At 40.1% G+C, this 20,086-nt stretch carries 23 protein-coding genes; 14 read left to right on the forward strand and 9 right to left on the reverse strand.

What is annotated here, in order from left to right; all coding sequences use genetic code 11:
* Positions 1-49: 49 nt before the first annotated feature.
* The 7 genes from R3O62_RS14275 to R3O62_RS14305 all read left to right on the forward strand — a co-directional run bounded on the left by R3O62_RS14275 (position 50) and on the right by R3O62_RS14305 (position 3,743).
* The gene (locus R3O62_RS14275) at positions 50-478 is read left to right on the forward strand and encodes a hypothetical protein (protein ID WP_269109721.1); all 429 of its coding nucleotides are present in this window, start codon (positions 50-52) and stop codon (positions 476-478) included.
* Positions 479-517: 39 nt separating this feature from the next.
* Entirely contained in the window at positions 518-1,126 is a 609-nt protein-coding gene (locus R3O62_RS14280) for a hypothetical protein (RefSeq protein WP_269109722.1), read from the forward strand.
* A gap of 75 nt (positions 1,127-1,201) precedes the next feature.
* Positions 1,202-1,669 (forward strand): macro domain-containing protein, encoded by a 468-nt coding sequence (locus R3O62_RS14285; RefSeq protein ID WP_269109723.1) that lies wholly within the window; start codon positions 1,202-1,204, stop codon positions 1,667-1,669.
* 70 nt (positions 1,670-1,739) lie between these two features.
* On the forward strand, positions 1,740-2,027 hold the full coding sequence (locus R3O62_RS14290; RefSeq protein WP_269109724.1) for a hypothetical protein: 288 nt from the start codon (positions 1,740-1,742) through the stop codon (positions 2,025-2,027).
* A 77-nt stretch (positions 2,028-2,104) separates the two neighbouring features.
* The gene (locus tag R3O62_RS14295) at positions 2,105-2,545 is read left to right on the forward strand and encodes a hypothetical protein (protein WP_269109726.1); all 441 of its coding nucleotides are present in this window, start codon (positions 2,105-2,107) and stop codon (positions 2,543-2,545) included.
* 303 nt (positions 2,546-2,848) lie between these two features.
* Positions 2,849-3,250, forward strand: a complete 402-nt coding sequence (locus R3O62_RS14300; RefSeq protein WP_269109727.1) for a hypothetical protein — start codon at positions 2,849-2,851, stop codon at positions 3,248-3,250.
* A 61-nt stretch (positions 3,251-3,311) separates the two neighbouring features.
* Complete coding sequence (locus R3O62_RS14305; RefSeq protein WP_269109729.1) at positions 3,312-3,743, forward strand: hypothetical protein; 432 nt, start codon at positions 3,312-3,314, stop codon at positions 3,741-3,743.
* Between the two features lie 180 nt (positions 3,744-3,923).
* On the opposite strand, the gene R3O62_RS14310 is transcribed toward R3O62_RS14305, so the two are convergent.
* The gene (locus R3O62_RS14310; protein ID WP_005777430.1) at positions 3,924-4,136 is read right to left on the reverse strand and encodes a hypothetical protein; all 213 of its coding nucleotides are present in this window, start codon (positions 4,134-4,136) and stop codon (positions 3,924-3,926) included.
* A gap of 177 nt (positions 4,137-4,313) precedes the next feature.
* Here R3O62_RS14310 and R3O62_RS14315 point away from each other — a divergent pair, with 177 nt between their 5' ends.
* The 3 genes from R3O62_RS14315 to R3O62_RS14325 are packed head-to-tail and all read left to right on the forward strand — an operon-like array spanning position 4,314 to position 5,890.
* A complete protein-coding gene (locus tag R3O62_RS14315) occupies positions 4,314-4,826 on the forward strand; it encodes a hypothetical protein (RefSeq protein ID WP_269109733.1) in 513 nt (170 codons plus the stop codon).
* Between the two features lie 35 nt (positions 4,827-4,861).
* Complete coding sequence (locus R3O62_RS14320) at positions 4,862-5,395, forward strand: hypothetical protein (protein WP_269109735.1); 534 nt, start codon at positions 4,862-4,864, stop codon at positions 5,393-5,395.
* 6 nt (positions 5,396-5,401) lie between these two features.
* The gene (locus tag R3O62_RS14325; protein ID WP_269109736.1) at positions 5,402-5,890 is read left to right on the forward strand and encodes a hypothetical protein; all 489 of its coding nucleotides are present in this window, start codon (positions 5,402-5,404) and stop codon (positions 5,888-5,890) included.
* Here R3O62_RS14325 and R3O62_RS14330 read toward each other — a convergent pair.
* Both R3O62_RS14330 and R3O62_RS14335 read right to left on the reverse strand, forming a co-directional pair.
* On the reverse strand, positions 5,873-6,418 hold the full coding sequence (locus tag R3O62_RS14330; RefSeq protein ID WP_317472570.1) for a hypothetical protein: 546 nt from the start codon (positions 6,416-6,418) through the stop codon (positions 5,873-5,875). The two genes, R3O62_RS14325 and R3O62_RS14330, sit on opposite strands and share 18 nt — an antisense overlap.
* 22 nt (positions 6,419-6,440) lie before the next feature.
* Entirely contained in the window at positions 6,441-6,995 is a 555-nt protein-coding gene (locus tag R3O62_RS14335) for a hypothetical protein (protein WP_005777448.1), read from the reverse strand.
* 424 nt (positions 6,996-7,419) lie between these two features.
* Between R3O62_RS14335 and R3O62_RS14340 the strand changes: the two genes are divergently transcribed.
* Positions 7,420-8,271: a helix-turn-helix domain-containing protein gene (locus R3O62_RS14340; RefSeq protein WP_217737823.1), complete on the forward strand. Its 852-nt coding sequence runs from the start codon at positions 7,420-7,422 to the stop codon at positions 8,269-8,271.
* A gap of 303 nt (positions 8,272-8,574) precedes the next feature.
* Here R3O62_RS14340 and R3O62_RS14345 read toward each other — a convergent pair whose 3' ends face one another.
* Positions 8,575-9,945 carry a VWA domain-containing protein gene (locus R3O62_RS14345; RefSeq protein ID WP_217737822.1) on the reverse strand — a complete coding sequence of 457 codons (1,371 nt, stop codon included), beginning with the start codon at positions 9,943-9,945 and terminating at the stop codon, positions 8,575-8,577.
* On the reverse strand, positions 9,920-11,494 hold the full coding sequence (locus tag R3O62_RS14350; RefSeq protein ID WP_269109739.1) for an AAA family ATPase: 1,575 nt from the start codon (positions 11,492-11,494) through the stop codon (positions 9,920-9,922). The genes R3O62_RS14345 and R3O62_RS14350 overlap by 26 nt, the downstream gene beginning before the upstream one ends.
* Positions 11,495-11,679: 185 nt before the next feature.
* Between R3O62_RS14350 and R3O62_RS14355 the strand changes: the two genes are divergently transcribed.
* The gene (locus R3O62_RS14355) at positions 11,680-12,462 is read left to right on the forward strand and encodes a HipA family kinase (RefSeq protein WP_005777455.1); all 783 of its coding nucleotides are present in this window, start codon (positions 11,680-11,682) and stop codon (positions 12,460-12,462) included.
* The gene (locus tag R3O62_RS14360) at positions 12,440-12,823 is read left to right on the forward strand and encodes a DUF3037 domain-containing protein (protein WP_005777457.1); all 384 of its coding nucleotides are present in this window, start codon (positions 12,440-12,442) and stop codon (positions 12,821-12,823) included. Before R3O62_RS14355 ends, R3O62_RS14360 begins: the two co-directional genes overlap by 23 nt.
* Positions 12,824-12,828: 5 nt before the next feature.
* Here R3O62_RS14360 and R3O62_RS14365 read toward each other — a convergent pair whose 3' ends face one another.
* Positions 12,829-14,493 (reverse strand): long-chain fatty acid--CoA ligase, encoded by a 1,665-nt coding sequence (locus R3O62_RS14365; RefSeq protein ID WP_005777459.1) that lies wholly within the window; start codon positions 14,491-14,493, stop codon positions 12,829-12,831.
* A gap of 211 nt (positions 14,494-14,704) precedes the next feature.
* Positions 14,705-16,171, reverse strand: a complete 1,467-nt coding sequence (locus tag R3O62_RS14370) for a potassium/proton antiporter (protein WP_005805674.1) — start codon at positions 16,169-16,171, stop codon at positions 14,705-14,707.
* Positions 16,172-16,343: 172 nt separating this feature from the next.
* On the opposite strand from R3O62_RS14370, the gene R3O62_RS14375 reads away from it, so the two are divergent.
* Entirely contained in the window at positions 16,344-17,528 is a 1,185-nt protein-coding gene (locus R3O62_RS14375) for a uracil-xanthine permease family protein (RefSeq protein ID WP_005777463.1), read from the forward strand.
* A gap of 90 nt (positions 17,529-17,618) precedes the next feature.
* Here the strand turns inward: R3O62_RS14375 and hcp are convergent, their stop codons facing one another.
* A complete protein-coding gene (hcp, locus tag R3O62_RS14380; RefSeq protein WP_165014692.1) occupies positions 17,619-19,250 on the reverse strand; it encodes a hydroxylamine reductase in 1,632 nt (543 codons plus the stop codon).
* A 106-nt stretch (positions 19,251-19,356) separates the two neighbouring features.
* Positions 19,357-20,022, reverse strand: coding sequence for a Crp/Fnr family transcriptional regulator (locus tag R3O62_RS14385; RefSeq protein ID WP_005805678.1), 666 nt, complete (start codon positions 20,020-20,022; stop codon positions 19,357-19,359).
* Positions 20,023-20,086 lie beyond the last annotated feature (64 nt).

The raw sequence follows: 20,086 nt of genomic DNA on the forward strand, positions 1-20,086 counted from the left end.
ATTATCCGCCAGACATTACCAATTGAGAATAACAAAAATATAATAAGCTATGTATAAAATAGTGACATCAGAAATACTTTCTGGAAAAAATATAGCCGAAGAATTGACAAGTATTAAAGTTGTCAAAAACATATCTGATGATTTGTTTGAAACTAAACATCATTATCTTATGGTGGCTTACTCACTCGAATACAAAATTGAGTTCTCTTTTGATAAAGCAAATAATGTATGTCAATATATTATGGTTGAAGAAAATGAAATTAATAGAGAAAAGCAAAATATCAATATTGAATTTATTGACGATATATTCATTTTAAGACAACATACAGATGGTATAAAAGATAAATTCAAGAATAATATTTCAAAGAATGGTTCTATAAGAATAGGCAATATAAAACTGTACTTCTCAGAAAATAAAGTTGATAGCTTATATTATTTCCCCAAACAAGACATTGGTAACAATCACCTTAACAGCTAAACGCTGTTAGCTGAATCCCATTATCAACATTGTAAAAAAATGAAAGTATATAGAATAGCGATAAATATAAATCCCCAATATGCCCACATTCACGCACAAATGGGGCAAAACCTTTCAAAAGGTATTAAAGTGATGTGGGATGATTGGATAGCCAAAGGGAACGTAATACCTGTTTTTGTATATAGCACATATACTATTTGCAAAAAAGAAATAGCGGATAATTTGCAGAAACATTTTGTGGGTCTGAAGTTAGTAGAACTCAACTTTGAAAAGAATCCTAAAGAGTTGATTGTAAAAAATCTTAATAGGCTAAAATGGCTGCCTAAAGAAAATGTAGAGTTAACTGGAATTGATACAGATATAGAAATTCCAGCATTACCGCAAAGTACTTTACGATTTGGTGTTAGCGGACTGACAGGAAAAGAATGTATAAAAGAAATTATTGGAGCTGAAACTTTAAAAGGAGATAATATAATACCTCGTGAAGCAGGTAAGGGTATATTCTTCAAAGCAGAAGATATAGGTGGCTATAATTTTTTTAAACCAATCGCATATCCTTTTCTGCTATGTACAGAAGAAGTAAAGTTCTATGTACAAGAACAGAAATATTCCAATATCATTTTTTTAGAAATTGGAGATGTAATATAGTTGATAACAAGCACCTGTGCCACCTAACGGCGGCAAGCTGCATCCCATTATAAGCAACAGAAAAACGGAAACAATATGATAAAATACATTTCGGGAGATATATTGCAAAGCAAAGATGAGTACATAGCGCAAGGTGTGGCTGTTGGCTCACAAGAAGGATTAGGAACTGGGCTTGCCTTTAAGCTATCAAGTCAATTCCCCGAAATCCAAAAACTCTTTAAGAAGTACACACGAAACACCAAGTTTCAAGCTGGTGATATGTTTATAGGAGAAATCAAAGGTTTCTCTCCAGGTATAATCTACATCGCTACACAACCGGATATGTACCATGCAGAACTTACATATCTGAATAAAGGCTTGAAACGCTTGAAGAAAGTATGCGAAAGCAGAGGTGTTAAAACTGTGTCGCTCCCGAAAATAGGTGCAGGTTTGGGTAAGTTGGATTGGAATAGTGAGGTCAAACCTTTGCTTGAAAGTATTTTATCTGATTGTGAAACTGTATTCAATGTATATGAAGATTACAAGATTGAATACGAAAATTAGCTTATAACAAGCACCTGTGCCACCTAACGGCGGCAAGCTGCAAACCATTACCAATAAACAAATAATTGAAATGTTAGATTTTAGCAATACAATGAATAATCATCACTTCGCTTTGAATGATGTTGAATTGAGAATATTACAACCCGTCTTCTTGCAGTTTCATGTAAAGACAGGATTGAGTATTGATGAATATGGAGATACAAGATTGATACCTCAAAATCTTGAATTACTTATTAATTTGGCAAATGATTATATAAAGACGTCGGATAAACAATCAATGAAAATTATAATAGAGCTTATTAAGAATTTGCGTCCTATGATAATAGATAAAAACACAATTTGGGTAAGTGGAGATTGAAATATTGGTAACAAGAGAATGAACTGCCTTAACGGTCAGTTATTCACAAACCATTATCGTTCAAACAAATAAATGAAATGAATAAAATAGAGTCATTTAAATATATTCGCCCTATTTCTCTGAGTACAACATCACGTAACTCCATTGGCGATTTTCTTCCTATTGAAATTACATGGGAATGTAACGGAAGTATGTATAATCGGAAACAAGAAAAAGGTGGTTTGTGCGCTATTTTATCAGAACATGATAATGTAATCGGTGTTGTTGAAAATCCATATACTGCAGGATACAATTCAGCTTATGTTTTAAGCGGAACAAATCAAATAATTTGGAATGTGTCTGATTTGTTTATTGCTATCTATGGGAGTAAATATTATGGTGGCGTAAAGATACATTTCGTTGATGTGAGAATTGAAAATGGAAGTTTATATTTTTTCATCAATATATCAAATTGTGATTTTCGCTTTTCCATTAACATAAAAACTGGAGAAATAGGACAATTGATAGAAACAAGATAACCGAACGATAACATACGGATTAATCTCCCCCAAAGGTCGATTATCCGCCAAACATTATCATAAACACTAATACTAATGAAATTTAGAATATTGGCAACAATACATTTGATAGGGATGGCATTAGCCATATTGAGATTATGCTTCGTCCCATTCGAAAACCATTTACGATATGGTATCGGACATACAGTATGTTGGATAATCGTTATAACTGCTGTTCTTGCCTTTTTCTGTGTACCTCAAACAATATCTTTGCGAAAGTGGATTAAACGGTATTTTGGGGTTTATCTTTTTAATACATGCTTTATGGCATTATATCCATTGGCAATAGTTATCTTGTTTATAATGGCTGCATTTGTACCCGAAGGGTGGCGTTTGTGGGTGGTAGAGGATTGTTTTGTGCAAGCTCTGATATCCAAACCGATAGAGTGCGAGAACACTACTTATGTTATTCGCAAATGGGAGGATGTAAATTATACCGACAATAATGAAAGGTTTTATCTGTATAGAAAAGCATCGCTTGTTGAACATCTGATAAGCATACGTCACGCCGCAGATATTGAGTATGAAAAAGGGTATGCAAGGCGGATTTTAGAAGTGGACGAAGACAAAGGAATACTTAAAGTTGAAGTGGATGTCTATACTGATTATGACTTTGCCAAAACAGAAATTCAAGAATGGGAAATAAATAAAGAGGAAACAAAATGATAACATACAGCAACACCGCTTAATACGGCACGCTGACAACCATTACCAACAGAGTAAAAAAATGAAAGTATATAGAATAGCAATAAATATGATTAAGCAAACCAAGATTTTAAAATTCATAATCCCTATTGTAGTATTCATTCTATTGTATGCTGTCTCAACAATTAGAAACAACAATATAAGAAAGGATGGCATATATTCTATAGTAACTCTTGTCAAATACGGTTCTGCTTATAGAGGGCAAAGTGCAAAATATGAATTTATATACAATAAGACTTTATATGAAGGAAGTTTTTTTATATCATTTGCCGAGAGTAAAAATACTCCAATCGGAACCCGTTACTTTGTGACATTCTTAGCCAAAGCCCCCGACCGACATCTTATATTAGACAGCGTACCATCTTGGTTTACTCTAAAAGCACCGGATAAAGGATGGAAAACATTACCTACACAAAAACAACTACGAATAATGATGAAAGATAGCTCGAATTAAAATGCTGCCACCAGACATTAACTTGATAATAAATAAACGAAAAATGAAACAGAAATACTATATAATCAAACTCTTATTGAAAATATGGTTTGGAATATTATGTATTAGTCTATTGTGTATCACGGGTATTCTTTGGCTAAAGACTTAAAATATAAAACCTGTACCAGATATGGATACTTCTTATAGAGGCATGGCATTGGCTTGGTCAATTTTGGCATTATCTACCGGAGCAATCACTTTGTTCTTGAACTGCTTTGCAAGAGTTAGAAACAGCATACTGTATAGTTCCCTATCATTTTTTCTTATTCCTATTTTGATGATTTTATTTTCTGGTACAATGTGCTTGTATGATACTACAATACCATTTTTACTTTGTTTATTGGTGTCATACATATTGTTTAGAAATAAAATAATACAGAAAACAAGCGGATGAATTGCTCTGATAGTCGATTAGCCACCAGACATTATCAGAATATATATGATAAAAATCAGAGTATAAGATTGAAACACATAACGTATATTTGCAGTCTATTTCAATGAAATGGATGAAATCATAAAAGTAATTTGAATATGAAACATTTAAAAATAATAAGGATGGGGATATTTGCCTTTATGCTGGGTTTACTGGGATGTGGATATGGAAACAAGCAAGCTATGCAGAGTGAGAGTATAAATCCTTATATTCCGGTAGCCGCACAGATTACAATAGATAAGTTGCCAGACGTGCTGAAAAACGTACAGGCAGGACGAACGGAATATGATTTTACGGGTATCTGTGCCCATGGTGTGGATTGTATTTATTTCATGCAGGATAACGGAAAGTTCTACATTGATTTTGAAGCCATGAGCAAAGACCAGCTTCCCTATCTGGATATATTGAAGCAGTTTGCCAAAGAGCATAATTACCCAATTATCGAAACGACCTATAACAACATGCCCATTGATTACGATCATGTGAAATATGCTCCGGTTCTAAGCCTGAAAGTCAATGCGGATATTGACAGCATCGTTCATGTCGGAAAATTGATTGAACAAACCATTTTCAAGAATAACGATCAGACCATTTACGATATAGTGCCTTAGAGGGCATAAGGAGAATATAAAAGAATAATGATAAAATGAAAGATAAGAGTTTGGGAAAGAATGTATTCTGGATTTACCCTACAAATAAGTTTGTTTGGGCAGGAGTTGTAATATGCAGTATATTTAGTGCATTTATGATCTACTTTTTATGTGTAGCCAATTTAAGTGATAATAAAGTCTTACTTATTTTCTTGTTGCCCATATCTTTGTCTATCCTGTTAATCTGTTGGGCACTACCCAGTAAGATTTTGCTTTGTGAGGATAGAATAGAAGCACGAAGCCTGTTCGGGAAAAGAAGCATCCGGGTGGATGAGATAAACTCGTGGGGAGTTGTGCAAATGTATAAGCCCTACCGTTGTAAAGAGGGTATTTATTCTTACATACCTGCCAAGTCATTCAAACCTTCCCGTAAAATAGAGGAGAACATGATTTTCTCGTATAGCCTGTTTTTATCCAATATTCCGCATTATGACGGGAAAAAGAAAGATTCGTCCCAAACAGATAAAACTATTTTTGTCAGTTACCGGAAAGAAGTGTATATTGCATTGGAAAAGTATCTGAAAAAATGAAAGACAATGAATAAAAGAATCATTTCATTTATCTGTGCGGGGTTGGTTGCAACAAGTTGCGTGTCCTCACTCTGTTTCTATGATTATTTTGCCAACGATGACACTACCAGCAATCCCATCTATTGGATTTTCGACTTTTTCCAGTTATCCATACTGCTGGGACAAGCCGGAATAGGCGTTTATACTATCAATGTGCTTCTACGGCAGAGGAAAGAAGCCATTTCTTCTTTGGGATATTTTGCGGCTCACGTATTTCTGCAAAATATAACTCCTTTGCTCCAAGCATGGTCTGCGGCTGTCATTACGGAATATCCGCAATGGTTGCTGATGAGTCAGGTCGGTTTTAGCATTGTTCTTTTTCTTACTTTGCTAATCATCCAGCCTGCCTCTCTATTCAGGAAGTCGGAATATATCCCCCGGCTGTTGATGGCTGCATTTTATATCAACTGCGTATATACGGCACTTACCGTCATCGGATTAATTATTACCCTGTAATGATTGCATATAAACAGAATCCAGCACAGCACCTTCCCAATGAATAGCAGGCGGGTATTGTTTCCAACCTTTTTCCGGTGGGGACAGTACCCATGTGGGGACAAACTCGTCCCCGAAAGCCTTATTGTATTCAGGGTTGCTGACGGCATACCTCACTATGATGCGCAAAGGATTGCTGACACCCAAGAATTTGGGGTATGTCGTCGTTGTATTATATTTCACCCCATCCACATAAAAACCGAACTGGCGTACCTTGTGCCCCCCTTTAATGACACCCGACATTTTTTCATAAGTGGCTAAAGTGTATCGGTTGCTTTGTGCCAACGCACGGGCTTTGTGTATGCTATCATACCATGTCCAGCCGGAACCTGCCATTGCAATCAGGCATAAAAGATAAGTGAATAGCGAAGTCTTTTTCCCCTCCGTAGCCCATTGCATTTTCAATAGCGAGCCTACTATCATGGCAAGGGCTCCCGCACCTAACAGGGAGACACAGACCAAAGCCGGAATGTTCATGTACTCTATCATATTGTTGTTTATACCGTACCTTTTAGTTCTTGTTTTTGGTTGTCCATTCTCTTTCGATAGCTTGACGGATTGCTTCCCGGTTATCACAATTCCTGCCACCGGAAGCGTGCCAACGGCGAGTGGGATTGCATCGGCTATTGTAAGCCATATGCGGATTCCCGAAAATGACGGTTATACGCACACGCCAGCGCATACAAATGTCATCGGCTACGAATTGCTGTTTGTTGCACAATATTATTTTCCACTGATTTTCCTTAGCCAGCCGTATCAGGACTTTTTGCTGCTCTTGGGGGGTGAGTGCCGTACTGATGTAATGCAGTTTGAGCGTGTTCTTCTTATTCCGATAGGTAATGTAACCAACCGCAGCGAAAACAACCGGAAACAATACGACAAACCATACAGATTCCGGTTCTATCGTTTCACCCTTAATCTTTGCCATCAGAAGGCAAAACAGTAAAGCGACAGAAGTAAACAGAAGCATAAAAAGAGGTTCTTTAGGATAGTAATCCTTTTTCTCCTGATTCGTCAGCTCTATGCGGCGGTTCTTTAGCGTGCGCTTTAATAATTCCTGATTCATATCGGATTCTTTGATTTACAAAGTTACGGATATGGCAGGGAAAGGGCAAATTTCAATCGGGAAAAGATTATGACCGGAGCTTGTTTTTACCTTTAACGTGTTAAACTGACGTTAATAAACAGGATGGGCACTGGTATTATACACCTTTCGCATATATTTGATAATAATAAACAGCAGGCTGCACGGCATTTATAACAAGCAGAGTAAAGTAATATGAAAGCAACTGAATAAAATGCAGTACGACATGTTTCATTTTGGGGAATCAGTTTATTGGACGTATAAGATGTGTAGCCCGGAACCGCTGTCCCTGTTATATAGATGAGAAAAAGGGCGATAAGAACCAGTACATGGGATGCGGTTGGAAAAGATCAGCTAAACAGAATGAAATAAAGTTCATATAACTTTTCCATTTAAAATAGAAAGTATGGGAAAAACTTTGGGTCAGATTTTGATGGATGAAGCTCGACAAACAGGGTTACAGGAGTGGATGAAAAAGGTACAGGTCGCTGTGCGGCAGACGGATGTGAAGAATCCGGTAACGTGGATGGCATTGGAAAGATTGTCCCGGGACGAGGATAATATGCCCTGTCTGGTGAAACTGTTGAAGGAACATTGCCCTTGCCCTTCATTAAAAACACAGGAAGAACCGGCTTACCTGATATTGGCTGCTTATCATAACGACAACGATTCTTTGGGATATTTATTGGATACAATGAAAGTATATATCAAAAAGAAAGACCATGACGGGATATTGTTCTTATGCCGGATGCAGGCTGCCATCAATGATAATGAGGATTATCCGCACCTGAACGGATTGTACAACGAACTAACGGGCTACCTGCTATCTTGTCGCCGTGATAGGGTAAAGGAGTACCGAAAAGGGAATATTCCCGTATTCAGCGAAGCGGATCTGCAAGTGGCGGAAAAGTACTTGCCACACTTGAAAGAATATTCTTTTCGTGACAAAGTGATGGCTGCCTTCCCTACAGCAAAGACCGTTACGGAATTGGCGGAGAAATGCGGATGTGCGGTGAATACTTTTGAACGTCGTTTCAAAGAGGAGTTCGGGGCTGCTCCCCGCAAATGGATGATGGAGCAAAAAGCAAAGCGTGTAGTAACGCTGCTCACCCATACCAACCTTCCCATGAAAGAGATTGCAGGTGAGTGCGGGTTCGAGTCGAATAACTATTTCTGGGACTTTTGCAGGCGTAACCTGAACGCTACACCCACCCAAATAAGGGAAGGATTCATGGATGAACAGAAGTCCGTTGATTAAAGATAGTGGGATGTCGTGGATATAGGAACGGCTTGGTACCTGAACAATGGGGTTATAACCTTACTTTAGGGACTTTTTACTCAAAAACTGTTTTACCGTTTTGTGAGTAAGATGCTGACCTGTTTGATTGGATATTTAATAGGATTTGTGCTTTGAGAATATATAAATAAAAAAAGGAGTACCGCCGTACTCCAACCTTTGTTAACCTTAAAATCTAATACTATGAAAAACACATTGCAAATATACGCACGATAAATTAATCTGCAAACTATCCAAGAAAAAAAGCATGCTTTATAACATAATTTAAATAAACCAGAATCTATCGCAGATATCTAAATAAGTTTTTTCACATTGTTTTTGTACAGAAAGAGCATATATGTAGGTATTGTTTTGCTTGATTTTCTTTATTTCTTCCGAAAGCTCGTCATTTAAAGGAGACATTTCGAAGTCGGACATCATTACCAGATCAGCATTCCGATAAGATTTAGTTCTTAAAATATGTATAGCGTGAAGAAGTGCAGGGGTTAAATCAGTGCCTCCATGAAAACTTTGACAAAGAAAATCTGCTAATTCCTGTATATTTTGGCTTAAACGTTCTATCTCAATGCAGGCTATGTCGTCGGAAAAGCTGATAAGATAGCATTTTCGATCTTGTTGTTCTGTGAGTTCGGCAATGGCAAGAATGGCCGATTTGACAAACTCTTCTCTTTCTCCACTCATAGATCCTGAAGTATCCACACAGATAATAAATGGTCCTGATTGTTCTTCTGCAATATCTTTTCCCTGTACCTTTACATCTTTTATGCGGTGTTGTTCCTTTGATTCATAGTCTATCATCTGTAACTTCTTCTTGCTGAATCGTTCGAAGAAAAGAGATTGTAAGACTGGATCTGAAAGATAACAATACTCTATGGGTAAGAGGCTGTTTAAATCATTGCCTTCACATATTCCTCTTATATCGCTTTGGGCAGCATGCGTAATGATCTGTTCTTGGTGTATGCCTGCAATCATACGGAATTTTTTCTCCTTACCTTGATGTTGTTTTCCGAGAATTTCTGCCAGTTCCCGAATAGCCGGGTGAGTTTTTGCTATTTCGTCGTAGTGGAAAAGTTGTTTAGCCAGTTCTTTGTGACCCCTTAATAACCACATTAAGCGGATGCTACCACGTTGGGGCAGCTGATCGGCTATGCTTTTCTGTAGTTGGTAGAAGTTCTCACAAAGTCCGTCGATACGTTCTGTCTGATAATTATATTCATTATTAGCTAACAGGTGATGCCATTTGCCAAAAAAAAGATTTCGAAGGTTTTTCCACTCTTTCGACCGTTTTTTAAGTGTATGAAATCGGCTGATATAGTATTGAATATTTAAGTCACCGCGGTTGTATTTCATTTGTAACGGATAGGCTGAATTCTCAAGAAAATGCAAAAAAGCGGTGTCCGTAAGTTCACGACTTTCGTAAAAATGTTCCCATTGCGCAGCATAATGTGAATAAAATTCCTGCAGGGAGGGTTGAGTGTGTTGATAATAAGACTTGATTTCTTCATCAAGTTCCTCTTGCTTGATAATATCATTCCGAAGATGTGACTCGTATAGTTGGTAAGTTACCTTTTCCAGCTTTTCCAGATAGATGTCTCTAAGTTCTTGCAGCCTAATATTCCTTATTTTCCAATCCATGTGTATAAGCTATTTCCCGGATTTCATTCTGGCAGATGTCCAGCATTTCTTTCTGGCTGTTTAATACTCGTTTAATCATACTGCGTTGTTTATCGTCCATAAATAAATGTTCCTTGCAATATTGTAATTCGATGTCAGTTATGCGCTTTAAGTCATTTTCGCGGTTATGGCATAGGTCAATCAACTCCTGAAACCGAAATTCAAAAGGTTGATATGTCTCTTCCGGAATATCAATGTCATATCCTGTATTACAGGTTAATGGGTGCTCTTGGTTATTGATGAATACAGAGCGAGTGCCTTTTTTAAGTGAGACGACGGCTGATTGGGATACATTGCGATTGCGGACATAGTCATATACCTTTAATATCCAATTTACAGGACGATACTTATCTCTCTGGATATAAAACAATTTTTGAGTATCTTTCCTTAAACCTTGGTAGTCGGAAGCAAAAATCAATAAATTGCCTGCTACAGGATATCCTTCAATCTGATGATAGAAAGTATCTACAATCTGTAATGCAGGATCTTTTATTTCTCTCAGGCTGTGTTCTGATTTCATGTTTTCCCGGATACTGTTCAATTTCTGTTCTAAAATTCGTTCACCACAAAGATAGTGGTCGATGCACTCGCGGAGTGCGGCCGAAACTATTTGTTCGACAACCGGGATTTGTTCCACCTCGTTCCACAGGCAATGTAGTAATAGCGTACAGTCGGAGAAGCGAATGGTATCTGCTCCGTTCAGAAAAGCAGAAGTTCTGAGTAAGGATACGATTTTTTTCCATCGGCGGTCAGAAACATAAAGAACAGAGTGGGGGATTTCTTCTTTCTGTATGTTATATTTTTCTATCTGCCGTTTGATGGAGTGAATTAATTCAAAGATGGTATAATGTATATTGACTTGGTTGATTTGAGTTCGCCAGTCCCTGTATTGCTCTTCTGTAATGGAAAGTCCGGATGGAATTACCGGTTCAGCATCATTTACTGAGGCTATCATCCGGTCGAAAGCGAATTCCTGTTCGATGTTCCCTACGAAACAGCGTATTAGGAAACGATCCCACAGAGCTTCTAAACCTTCTCCCTGAGCGGGCAGTTCGTTAGAAGCTGCTATTAATCCTTTCAATGGCAACCGGATCGTATATTGTCCGTTGCGGTATATTTTCTCGTTGATGACTGTCAGCAATGAGTTTTGTATGCTTGGTCCGGCTTTCCATATTTCATCCAGAAATACGATCGTTGCCGATGGAAGGTAGCCTTCGATAATACGTTCATATTTATCCTCGTCTTTCAGCTTAGAGATGGATACCGGACCGAATATTTCATCGGGGGTACTGAAACGGGACATCAGGTATTCAAAGGAAGTGCTTCTGTCGAATGCCAGTTTCAATCGTCTTGCGATAAGGCTTTTGGCGACTCCCGGAGGTCCGAGGAAGAAAATGCTTTCTCCGGAAATGGCTGATAAAAGTGATAATGCGATGGGATGTCCTTTCTCAAAGATTCCCTCGTTCATGGCATACAATAATTGGGTAATATGTGATTTTACTGTTTTCATGTACTTCTGAATTTTGTGCAAAAATAAGGGATTTTTCTGCCAAATTGAGGCATAGTTGTATTTTTGTATGTCAACGGCTTGTATAAACATATATTCGTATGGAGTGTTATAAACAGAAGTTGGTGAAATGGAAACATTATTGTATCTTTATCACCTGTAACAGTATACAGGAAGGAGTTTGAATTATGGAGTTGCGTACAGTCGATGTCACTCGTTACATCATGCCGCTGCGTGAGGGTGGTTCTCTACCGGCGCTGGCCGAAGCTGATGATGGTTTTAAATATGTTGTTAAGTTTCGGGGTGCAGGGCACGGAACTAAAGCACTGATAGCAGAATTGATTGGTGGTGAGATTGCACGGATGTTGGGTTTTCGTCTGCCGGAGTTGGTCTTTTTGAATTTAGATGAAGCTTTCGGACGTTCGGAAGGCGACGAAGAGATACAGGACTTATTGCAGGGAAGCCGGGGATTGAATCTGGGTTTGCATTTTCTTTCAGGCGCTTTACCATTCGATCCGGTTGTTACTGAGATCGACGGCAAACTGGCGTCACAGGTTGTATGGCTGGATGCGTTATTGACTAATGTGGACCGTACCACGAAAAATACCAATATGCTTATGTGGCATAAAGAGTTGTGGCTGATAGATCATGGTGCCTCTCTCTTTTTTCAGCATTCATGGGTCAATTGGCACAAACATGCAATGAGTCCTTTTACTCAGATTAAAGATCATGCTCTATTGCCGCAAGCCGATAAGTTGGAGGAGGTGGATGCCGAATTTCGGGTATTACTGACATCGGAGAAGATTCGTGAGATCGTAAATTTGATTCCGGATGACTGGGTGGAGTGGCGTGACAAAAATGAAACTCCCCAAGATATCCGTGATATCTATTACCAATTTCTTATAGAAAGGATAGAACATTCTGAAACGTTTGTAAAAGAAGCAAAACATGCCAGAGAAGCATATTTATGAATACGCCGTTATCCGGATTGTTCCGAAAGTGGAACGTGAGGAGTTTATCAATGTTGGAGTTATCCTGTTTTCCAAACAAGCATGCTTTATCAGGATGCGTTATGATATCAATGAAAAAAGGCTGAGGCTATTTGCACCGGAACTTGATATTGATTCTTTCCGTGAACATCTGGAGGCTTTTAGCAAAATTTGTGCCGGTTGCCGTACAGGAGGAGCTATTGCCCAATTGGAAATCCCGGAACGTTTTCGATGGTTGACTGCACACCGGAGTTCGTGTATTCAAACTTCAAGACCTCATGTGGGTTACTCCGATGATCTGGAGGAGACATTGGAGCGATTGTTCCGGGAATTGGTACTTTAATGCTTTTATCCTTTTGCCTCCTGATACATAAATCGTTTGATGCTCTTCTTCGCAGTTTTCTCAAATTCTTCGAAGTGAATCTTTATTTTAGTAATCTGGCAATAAGAGGGTAATTGCTGATTGAGTTCAATCCGGTTGGTTTCCATCATCCTTTCAATATCTGTTTGTGACAGTCCATGTGCAAAGGCATCATCGAAATCAGGGTAGATTAATGCCACAAGTTTATCTTTCTGGAGCAGGACTAATGATTCGGATACATAAGGCATGTTGTTGAATTTACTTTCTATTTCTTCCGGATAAATGTTCTGTCCGCTTGAAGTTAGTAACATGTTTTTACTTCGTCCACGTACTGTGACATACCCCTCCGAATCCATTGTAGCTAAGTCGCCGGTATGGAGCCATCCGTTTACATCGATGATTTGTGAAGTCGCTTCCGGATTTTTGTAATATCCCAACATTAGGTTCATACCCTTACAAATGATCTCTCCGGCAATGCTTTTCGGATCAGGGGAGTCGATTTTCACTTCCATACGGCTGGTTGCTTTTCCGCACGAAGCCTGTTTCAAGGTTTCCCAGCGACTTGAACAGATAATGGGCCCACATTCTGTCATGCCATAAGCAATGGTGTATGGAAATCCTATTTGTTTAAGGAAGGCTTCCACTTCTGCATTGAATGGAGCTCCTCCGATAATAATCTCATCGAAATTTCCCCCGAAGATCTCCATAGCGGCCTGTCGGGCAGCGGCTTTTATTTTATCATTAACAATGGGGACCTTCAACAGCAATTTACCTATTTTATTGTCCAGTTTGGGGAGAATATCTTTTTTAATAATCTTTTCAACAATCAACGGCACACAAGAGATCACTCTCGGCTTGATTTCCGCAAATGACTGTGCAATGATCTTGGGAGACGGCATACGCGTCAGAAAGTAGAGATGGGCGCCGGCAGAGAATCCGTAAAGGAAGTCGTAGACCATGCCGAACACATGTCCCATAGGGAGCATGGAGACGATATGATCTCCCGGTTTTACCGGAAGCATCTCATGACAATAGGCGATGTTTGACCACAAACTCCGGTATGGAAGCATGACTCCTTTGGAATAGCCGGTTGTTCCCGACGTATAATTTATGACAGCCAGTTCTTCCGGCATTTCTTTACGGTAGGAGATATGTTCCGGGCGGAAATTTCTGGGATATCGTTGCCCGTATATTTCATTACGGTGTTCATGTGCATACGTCAGTTTATTGTTGCGCGACACAAGTGGGGCAAAATCAGTTAAAGAAGATATGCCTTCAAGTAGCGGCATCCGGTCCTCATTAAGGTTTTCCCACACCTGCTCACCTACAAAAAGCAATTTTGCTTCGGAGTGATTGACGATATTGTGAATATTGTCAGCCTTAAATTCGTGTAAGATAGGAACAATTACTGCACCATAGGTCACAGTAGCCAAAAAGGTTACAGCCCAGTGGGCACTATTACGTCCACAGACAGCTATTTTATCTCCCGGCTGAATGCCGGCCATTTCTAATATGATGTGAAATTTGGCTATTTTCCGGGCTACATCCTTATATTGAAGGGTGATTCCTTTGTAGTCTGTCAGGGCGTTTGCATCCCAGTTGTTTATGATGCTCTGTTCAATATAACCAATGAACCGTTGTTCTTGTTCCATTTTGTAATTTTTGCACATTCAGTTTAAAACTGCGCAAAATTAATATTCTATTAACGGAAACCGAATTCTTTCGTAAAGTTTTACGTTAAATTAACGGAGAATGGGAGAGCTTTATTTGTCTATTATTAAGCCGATAAAAGTCACAGAGACACGTCTTATGATATCAGGGTGATATATACTCCGTGTTCTCTGTGTACTTCGTTATGAGCTTTTATTCACTCTCAGCCATTTCCTTTTTATTTTTTTCTGAGATCAGCAATAATTTGTCCCCTACATGCAGTTTTAGTGTGCCATTAGGAATCAGGAATTCATCTCCGCGTTTTACGATCATTACCAAAGTTCCTTTAGGCAGGTTCATATCTTTCAGCGTATCGGCTTCACTCAATATTTCCGAAGTGATGGTCATGTCCGAGAGGTCGGTATCTATTTCTTCGGGAAGTTCGACACCAAATTCATTTCCGGTCTTTTCAAGAGGAGTAGACAGATGCAATAAGCGTGCTACAAACGATACGCTTGTTCCTTGCACAATCAGCGAAACAATTGTGATGAAAAATACAATATTGAAAATCATATTCGATCCTTCTACATTGGCTACTACCGGATAGGTTGCAAAAATGATAGGCACAGCTCCCCGCAGACCTACCCACGAAACGAATAAACGCGATTTCAAAGTGATTTTTCGGAAAGGCAACAGACAAAGAAATACACTTAAAGGACGCCCGATAACGATCATGAATACTCCGATAAGTAATGCTACAACAGCAACTTCAAGCATTTCGTGCGGATTGACAAGTAGTCCCAGCATGAGGAACATAATGATTTGGAATAACCATGTAAGTCCGTCCATAAACGTTGCAATTTCTTTCCGAAAGGTTATTTTATGGTTACCTACCATCATACCGGCAATGTATACAGCCAAATATCCGTTACCGCGGAGTAGGTCGGTGATGGCAAAAGTAAAGAATACAAATGACAATAACAGAATGGGATAAAGTGACTGGTTATCGATATTTATTTTATTAAGGATCAGTATTGCCAGCTTTCCCAGTATATATCCGGCGGCTGCGCCTACCAGGAACTGGATGATGAATGAGCCGATAATGGTGCCTGTACCCATACCATCCGATTGGATGAACTGTATCAGGACAATGGTCAGCATATAAGCCATCGGGTCGTTGCTTCCGCTTTCCAGTTCAAGCATGGGACGCAGATTATGTTTCAGATTCATCTTCTGTGAACGGAGGATAGCGAACACGGAGGCAGAATCGGTGGACGACATGGTCGATGCAAGCAGTAGGGAAGTAATCAGCGGGAAATGGATATTCGTCCAACCCATTCCGGAAAGATACCAAATGAACAAACCGGTGAAAAGAGCTGTGAGGAGTACTCCTACAGTAGAGAGTACAATTCCCGGTGACAGGATGGGACGGATTTCTTTGAACTTAGTATCCATACCACCGGAAAACAAGATGACGCTAAGGGCTACCATACCTATAAATTGAGCGACTTTGGCGTTGTGGAACTGCAGTCCCAGACCGTCGCTTCCGAAAAACATGCCTACGAGAAGAAATAATAATAAAGCGGGTACTCCGAAACGATAGCCGGTTTTTCCGACAACAATGCTAACGAATAGTAAGATAGAACCAATGAGTAGAATGTTTTCTGCGGTAAATATCATAAGCAATGAGTGCTGAAGGTTATTAATTTGTTATTTTACATTTCACTGTGCGAAGTTACTTAAATTATGTAACAAATAGAAATGCTCTTTGGATGTATTTATGTCCCAAATTGCCGTAAAATAGTTTAAAAATGTTATTTTTGCAGCCCAAATAATATCATTCTATATCTATATGGATTCAAATCATCTTTCTCCTTTACGTAAGGGCGTGGTAGGAGTACAGTTTCTTTTTGTGGCTTTTGGCGCTACTGTTCTCGTACCTTTATTGGTCGGACTTGACCCCTCTACAGCCTTATTTACGGCCGGTATCGGTACACTTCTTTTTCATTTGGTAACAAAGGGGAAAGTTCCTATCTTCCTGGGCAGCAGCTTTGCGTTTATTGCTCCCATTATTAAAGCAACCGAATTATACGGACTCGCCGGCACGCTTTCTGGAATGGTGGGGGTTGCATTGGTATACTTTGTCATGAGTGCTTTGGTCAAATGGCAAGGAATCAGACTGATTGAACGCCTGTTCCCTCCGGTAGTTATTGGTCCGGTAATTATCTTGATCGGGCTTTCACTTGCCGGAACCGGAGTCAATATGGCAAAAGAAAACTGGACTCTTGCATTACTTTCATTACTGACTGCCGTGGTTGTATCTATCCGTGCTAAAGGACTATTGAAGCTAATACCTATCTTTTGCGGAATTATCGTGGGGTATGTTGCCGCATTGGTCTTTTATGATGTCGACCTGTCGGGAGTGAGAGATGCAGCATGGTTGGGCTTTCCGCAGTTTGTATTTCCTAAGTTCTCCTGGGAGCCTATTTTGTTTATGATGCCGGTAGCGATTGCTCCGGTGATAGAACATATCGGTGATGTGTATGTAGTAAATACTGTAACCGGAAAGGACTATGTGAAAGATCCCGGATTGCATCGAACGCTCTTGGGAGATGGTTTGGCCTGTCTTTGTGCAGGCTTGTTGGGAGGTCCTCCTGTGACTACATATTCGGAAGTAACCGGAGCGATGTCACTTACCAAGGTGACAAATCCTCAGGTAATACGAATTGCGGCGGTCACGGCAATTCTGTTTTCAGTGATCGGCAAAGTCAGTGCTTTGCTAAAGTCTATCCCTTCGGCTGTATTGGGAGGAATCATGCTGCTTCTTTTCGGTACGATTGCTTGTGCGGGAATTGCCAATCTTGTCAATAATTGCATTGACTTGAGCCGGACGCGCAATATCATAATTGTTTCTCTGACCTTGACAATAGGCATAGGTGGAGCCGTGTTGACATGGGGTGAGTTTTCATTGTCAGGAATCGGTCTCGCTGCATTGGTAGGAGTAGGGTTGAACCTGGTGCTCCCGAGAGAAGAGTGATAAACGATGAAGGGTAAACGATAAACCGGTTGTGTGCCATAGGCAAGAGTCCTCCGTTTATCGTTTACTGTTCATCATTTACCGTTCATATCATGCCAGGAACCTTGCAATATCTTCATCCGCTGTGCTGATACCTCCGATTCCGAAGTTATCGATCAGTACCTGTTTTACGTTAGGTGATAAGAATGCAGGAAGTGTCGGTCCCAAATGAATCTTTTTCACTCCAAGTGCTAACAAAGCCAGCAGAACAATAACGGCTTTTTGTTCATACCACGCAATGTTATAAACGATTGGCAGATCATTGATATCTTTTAGTCCGAATACTTCCTGCAATTTCATGGCGATGATAGCGAGCGAATAACTGTCATTACACTGTCCGGCATCCAGTACTCGGGGAATGCCGTTGATGTCTCCTAAAGGCAGCTTATTATATCGATACTTGGCACATCCTGCTGTCAGGATCACTGTATCTGCCGGAAGTTTCTCTGCAAACTCTGTGTAATAACTGCGACTTTTCATTCGGCCGTCACATCCGGCCATGACGAAGAACTTACGGATAGCACCGCTTTTTACTGCTTCTACCACCTTATCGGCCAATGCGATTACTTGGGCATGGGCGAATCCGCCTACAATCGTACCGTTTTCTATTGCTACCGGTGGTTGGCAACGTCGTGCATGTTCAATGATGATAGAGAAGTCTTTGGGCTTTCCGTTTTTACGTTCGGGGATGTGGATAGCACCTTCCAAACCGGTGGCTCCCGTTGTGTAAATCCGATCTTTATAAGTGGCATTCGGGCGTGGTGGAACGATGCAATTGGTAGTGAAGAGGATGGGACCGTTGAAACTCTCAAATTCCTCTTTTTGCTTCCACCAGGCATTGCCGTAATTTCCTACTAAATGCTTGTATTGCTTCAGCCGGGGATAATAATGTGCCGGCAGCATTTCACTGTGGGTATAAATGTCTATACCGGTACCTTCTGTTTGCTGTAGCAATTCTTCTATATCTTTCAGGTCATGCCCGCTGACAAGGATACCCGGATTGTTCCGGACGCCAATATTCACTTCAGATATTTCCGGATTTCCGTAATGATTGGTGTTGGCAGTATCAAGCTGGGCCATTGCCTGTACCCCATAATTTCCGGTAGTGAGTGTGAGGGCTATCAGTTCATCTACCGTAATATCTTCGCGGGTCAGTTCTGCCAGTGCGTGTTGCATAAAAGCAAATATTTCCGGGTTTTCGTATCCTAAGTTATAGGCATGTTCTACATATGCCGCCATACCTTTAATGCCATAGTGAACCAGTTCTTTCAGTGAACGGATGTCTTCGTTCGGAGTGCGAAGTACGCCTACAGTTTGGGCTTTTTCTTCAAACTCTGATTCATCGCCATACCAGGTACATTCATCGGGGACGGACTCGATAGTAACCTGACTACCTAAATCTTTTTTAAGTTCGAGGCCCTTCTTTATTTTTTCAATAATGGCCCGTTTGTCAAAATTGGCGTTTGTAATAGTGACAAACAAGGCATCGAAGATGAACTTATCTGCCTGGGCAGAAGAACGTCCTTCTTTGCGTAATGCCTCGTTGTAGACTGCGATTCCGCGTACAACAAAAAGCAAGAGGTCTTGCATATTGGCTACTTCGGGAGTTTTCCCGCATACTCCGCTGAGGATACAGCCTGTACCTTTTGCGGTTTCCTGACACTGATAACAGAACATACTCATAATTCTTACGTATTAATTGGTTTCTTAATTGAAGGCAAAGATAGGTGGAGGATTTGAGGTAGTTCTGTAACCAATGTTACAAACAATAGAAAAAAGATTGGAGATTTTATTGTATCAACTGCATTAAATCTTCTTTTCTCAGGATGTGCACTAATTTCCGGTCTGTTCTGATCAGGCCATCATCCTGCATGTGTGCCAGTTCGCGTGCCAGTGAGGGGCGTGACACTCCGAAATAATCGGCCAATTCTTGCTGTGAGCGATCGAGTAGTATAGGATTTCCCTCCTGCTGTTTTGAAATCCGGAGCAGGTACGAGGCCAGTTTTTGCCGGATCGTCTTGAAAGACATAAAAAATAGTTTGTCGGCAAGTGTCCGGGCATAATTGGCCGAAAGGTTCATATAGTTTTCTAAGAATCTCTCATTTCTCCGGAATAGCTTCAGTACACTTTCTTTAGGAATTTCAAAAATCTCAGTAGCTTCGTTTGCTGTGACCTCTACCGGGTAACGATTGTCGGCACCAAACAAGAAAAGTGGGGCTATCGCACGAGGGGCAGTAATATCCTCTACTTTAATCAGTCTGCCCGAATAATCGATCATTTCTCCCCGGACACTGCCCTTTAGCAATATCATCAGCCGGTTGCATACGTCACCTTGTCTGGCAAGAATGTCACCTTTGCGGAACATACGGAGGTGAGAAACGATTCCGTCAAAATCACGGGATAGCGTTTCGGGCGAAATTCCGTGGAATAAAGGGTTGTTAGCAAGATAGGTCATGGCTTTAAAGATTGAATTGATATATTATTAATAACAGGAATCTTTTCTCATTGTTTGCCGGTAA

Origin of the sequence: Bacteroides hominis (genome assembly GCF_033042785.2) — a bacterium.
Taxonomy (GTDB): Bacteria; Bacteroidota; Bacteroidia; order Bacteroidales; family Bacteroidaceae; genus Bacteroides; species Bacteroides hominis.

What these genes read in the sequence shown, in the direction of transcription:
- R3O62_RS14275 (WP_269109721.1), top strand. Translation starts at nt 50, where the DNA reads ATGTATAAAATAGTGACATCAGAAATACTTTCTGGAAAAAATATAGCC.
- R3O62_RS14305 (WP_269109729.1), top strand. Translation starts at nt 3,312, where the DNA reads ATGAAAGTATATAGAATAGCAATAAATATGATTAAGCAAACCAAGATT.
- R3O62_RS14280 (WP_269109722.1), top strand. Translation starts at nt 518, where the DNA reads ATGAAAGTATATAGAATAGCGATAAATATAAATCCCCAATATGCCCAC.
- R3O62_RS14385 (WP_005805678.1), bottom strand. Translation starts at nt 20,022, where the DNA reads ATGACCTATCTTGCTAACAACCCTTTATTCCACGGAATTTCGCCCGAA.
- R3O62_RS14365 (WP_005777459.1), bottom strand. Translation starts at nt 14,493, where the DNA reads ATGGAACAAGAACAACGGTTCATTGGTTATATTGAACAGAGCATCATA.
- R3O62_RS14360 (WP_005777457.1), top strand. Translation starts at nt 12,440, where the DNA reads ATGCCAGAGAAGCATATTTATGAATACGCCGTTATCCGGATTGTTCCG.
- R3O62_RS14310 (WP_005777430.1), bottom strand. Translation starts at nt 4,136, where the DNA reads ATGTATGACACCAATAAACAAAGTAAAAATGGTATTGTAGTATCATAC.
- R3O62_RS14315 (WP_269109733.1), top strand. Translation starts at nt 4,314, where the DNA reads ATGAAACATTTAAAAATAATAAGGATGGGGATATTTGCCTTTATGCTG.
- R3O62_RS14345 (WP_217737822.1), bottom strand. Translation starts at nt 9,945, where the DNA reads ATGGATTGGAAAATAAGGAATATTAGGCTGCAAGAACTTAGAGACATC.
- R3O62_RS14350 (WP_269109739.1), bottom strand. Translation starts at nt 11,494, where the DNA reads ATGAAAACAGTAAAATCACATATTACCCAATTATTGTATGCCATGAAC.
- R3O62_RS14335 (WP_005777448.1), bottom strand. Translation starts at nt 6,995, where the DNA reads ATGAATCAGGAATTATTAAAGCGCACGCTAAAGAACCGCCGCATAGAG.
- R3O62_RS14370 (WP_005805674.1), bottom strand. Translation starts at nt 16,171, where the DNA reads ATGATATTTACCGCAGAAAACATTCTACTCATTGGTTCTATCTTACTA.
- R3O62_RS14330 (WP_317472570.1), bottom strand. Translation starts at nt 6,418, where the DNA reads ATGATAGAGTACATGAACATTCCGGCTTTGGTCTGTGTCTCCCTGTTA.
- R3O62_RS14295 (WP_269109726.1), top strand. Translation starts at nt 2,105, where the DNA reads ATGAATAAAATAGAGTCATTTAAATATATTCGCCCTATTTCTCTGAGT.
- hcp (WP_165014692.1), bottom strand. Translation starts at nt 19,250, where the DNA reads ATGAGTATGTTCTGTTATCAGTGTCAGGAAACCGCAAAAGGTACAGGC.
- R3O62_RS14325 (WP_269109736.1), top strand. Translation starts at nt 5,402, where the DNA reads ATGAATAAAAGAATCATTTCATTTATCTGTGCGGGGTTGGTTGCAACA.
- R3O62_RS14300 (WP_269109727.1), top strand. Translation starts at nt 2,849, where the DNA reads ATGGCATTATATCCATTGGCAATAGTTATCTTGTTTATAATGGCTGCA.
- R3O62_RS14285 (WP_269109723.1), top strand. Translation starts at nt 1,202, where the DNA reads ATGATAAAATACATTTCGGGAGATATATTGCAAAGCAAAGATGAGTAC.
- R3O62_RS14355 (WP_005777455.1), top strand. Translation starts at nt 11,680, where the DNA reads ATGGAGTTGCGTACAGTCGATGTCACTCGTTACATCATGCCGCTGCGT.
- R3O62_RS14375 (WP_005777463.1), top strand. Translation starts at nt 16,344, where the DNA reads ATGGATTCAAATCATCTTTCTCCTTTACGTAAGGGCGTGGTAGGAGTA.
- R3O62_RS14290 (WP_269109724.1), top strand. Translation starts at nt 1,740, where the DNA reads ATGTTAGATTTTAGCAATACAATGAATAATCATCACTTCGCTTTGAAT.
- R3O62_RS14340 (WP_217737823.1), top strand. Translation starts at nt 7,420, where the DNA reads ATGGGAAAAACTTTGGGTCAGATTTTGATGGATGAAGCTCGACAAACA.
- R3O62_RS14320 (WP_269109735.1), top strand. Translation starts at nt 4,862, where the DNA reads ATGAAAGATAAGAGTTTGGGAAAGAATGTATTCTGGATTTACCCTACA.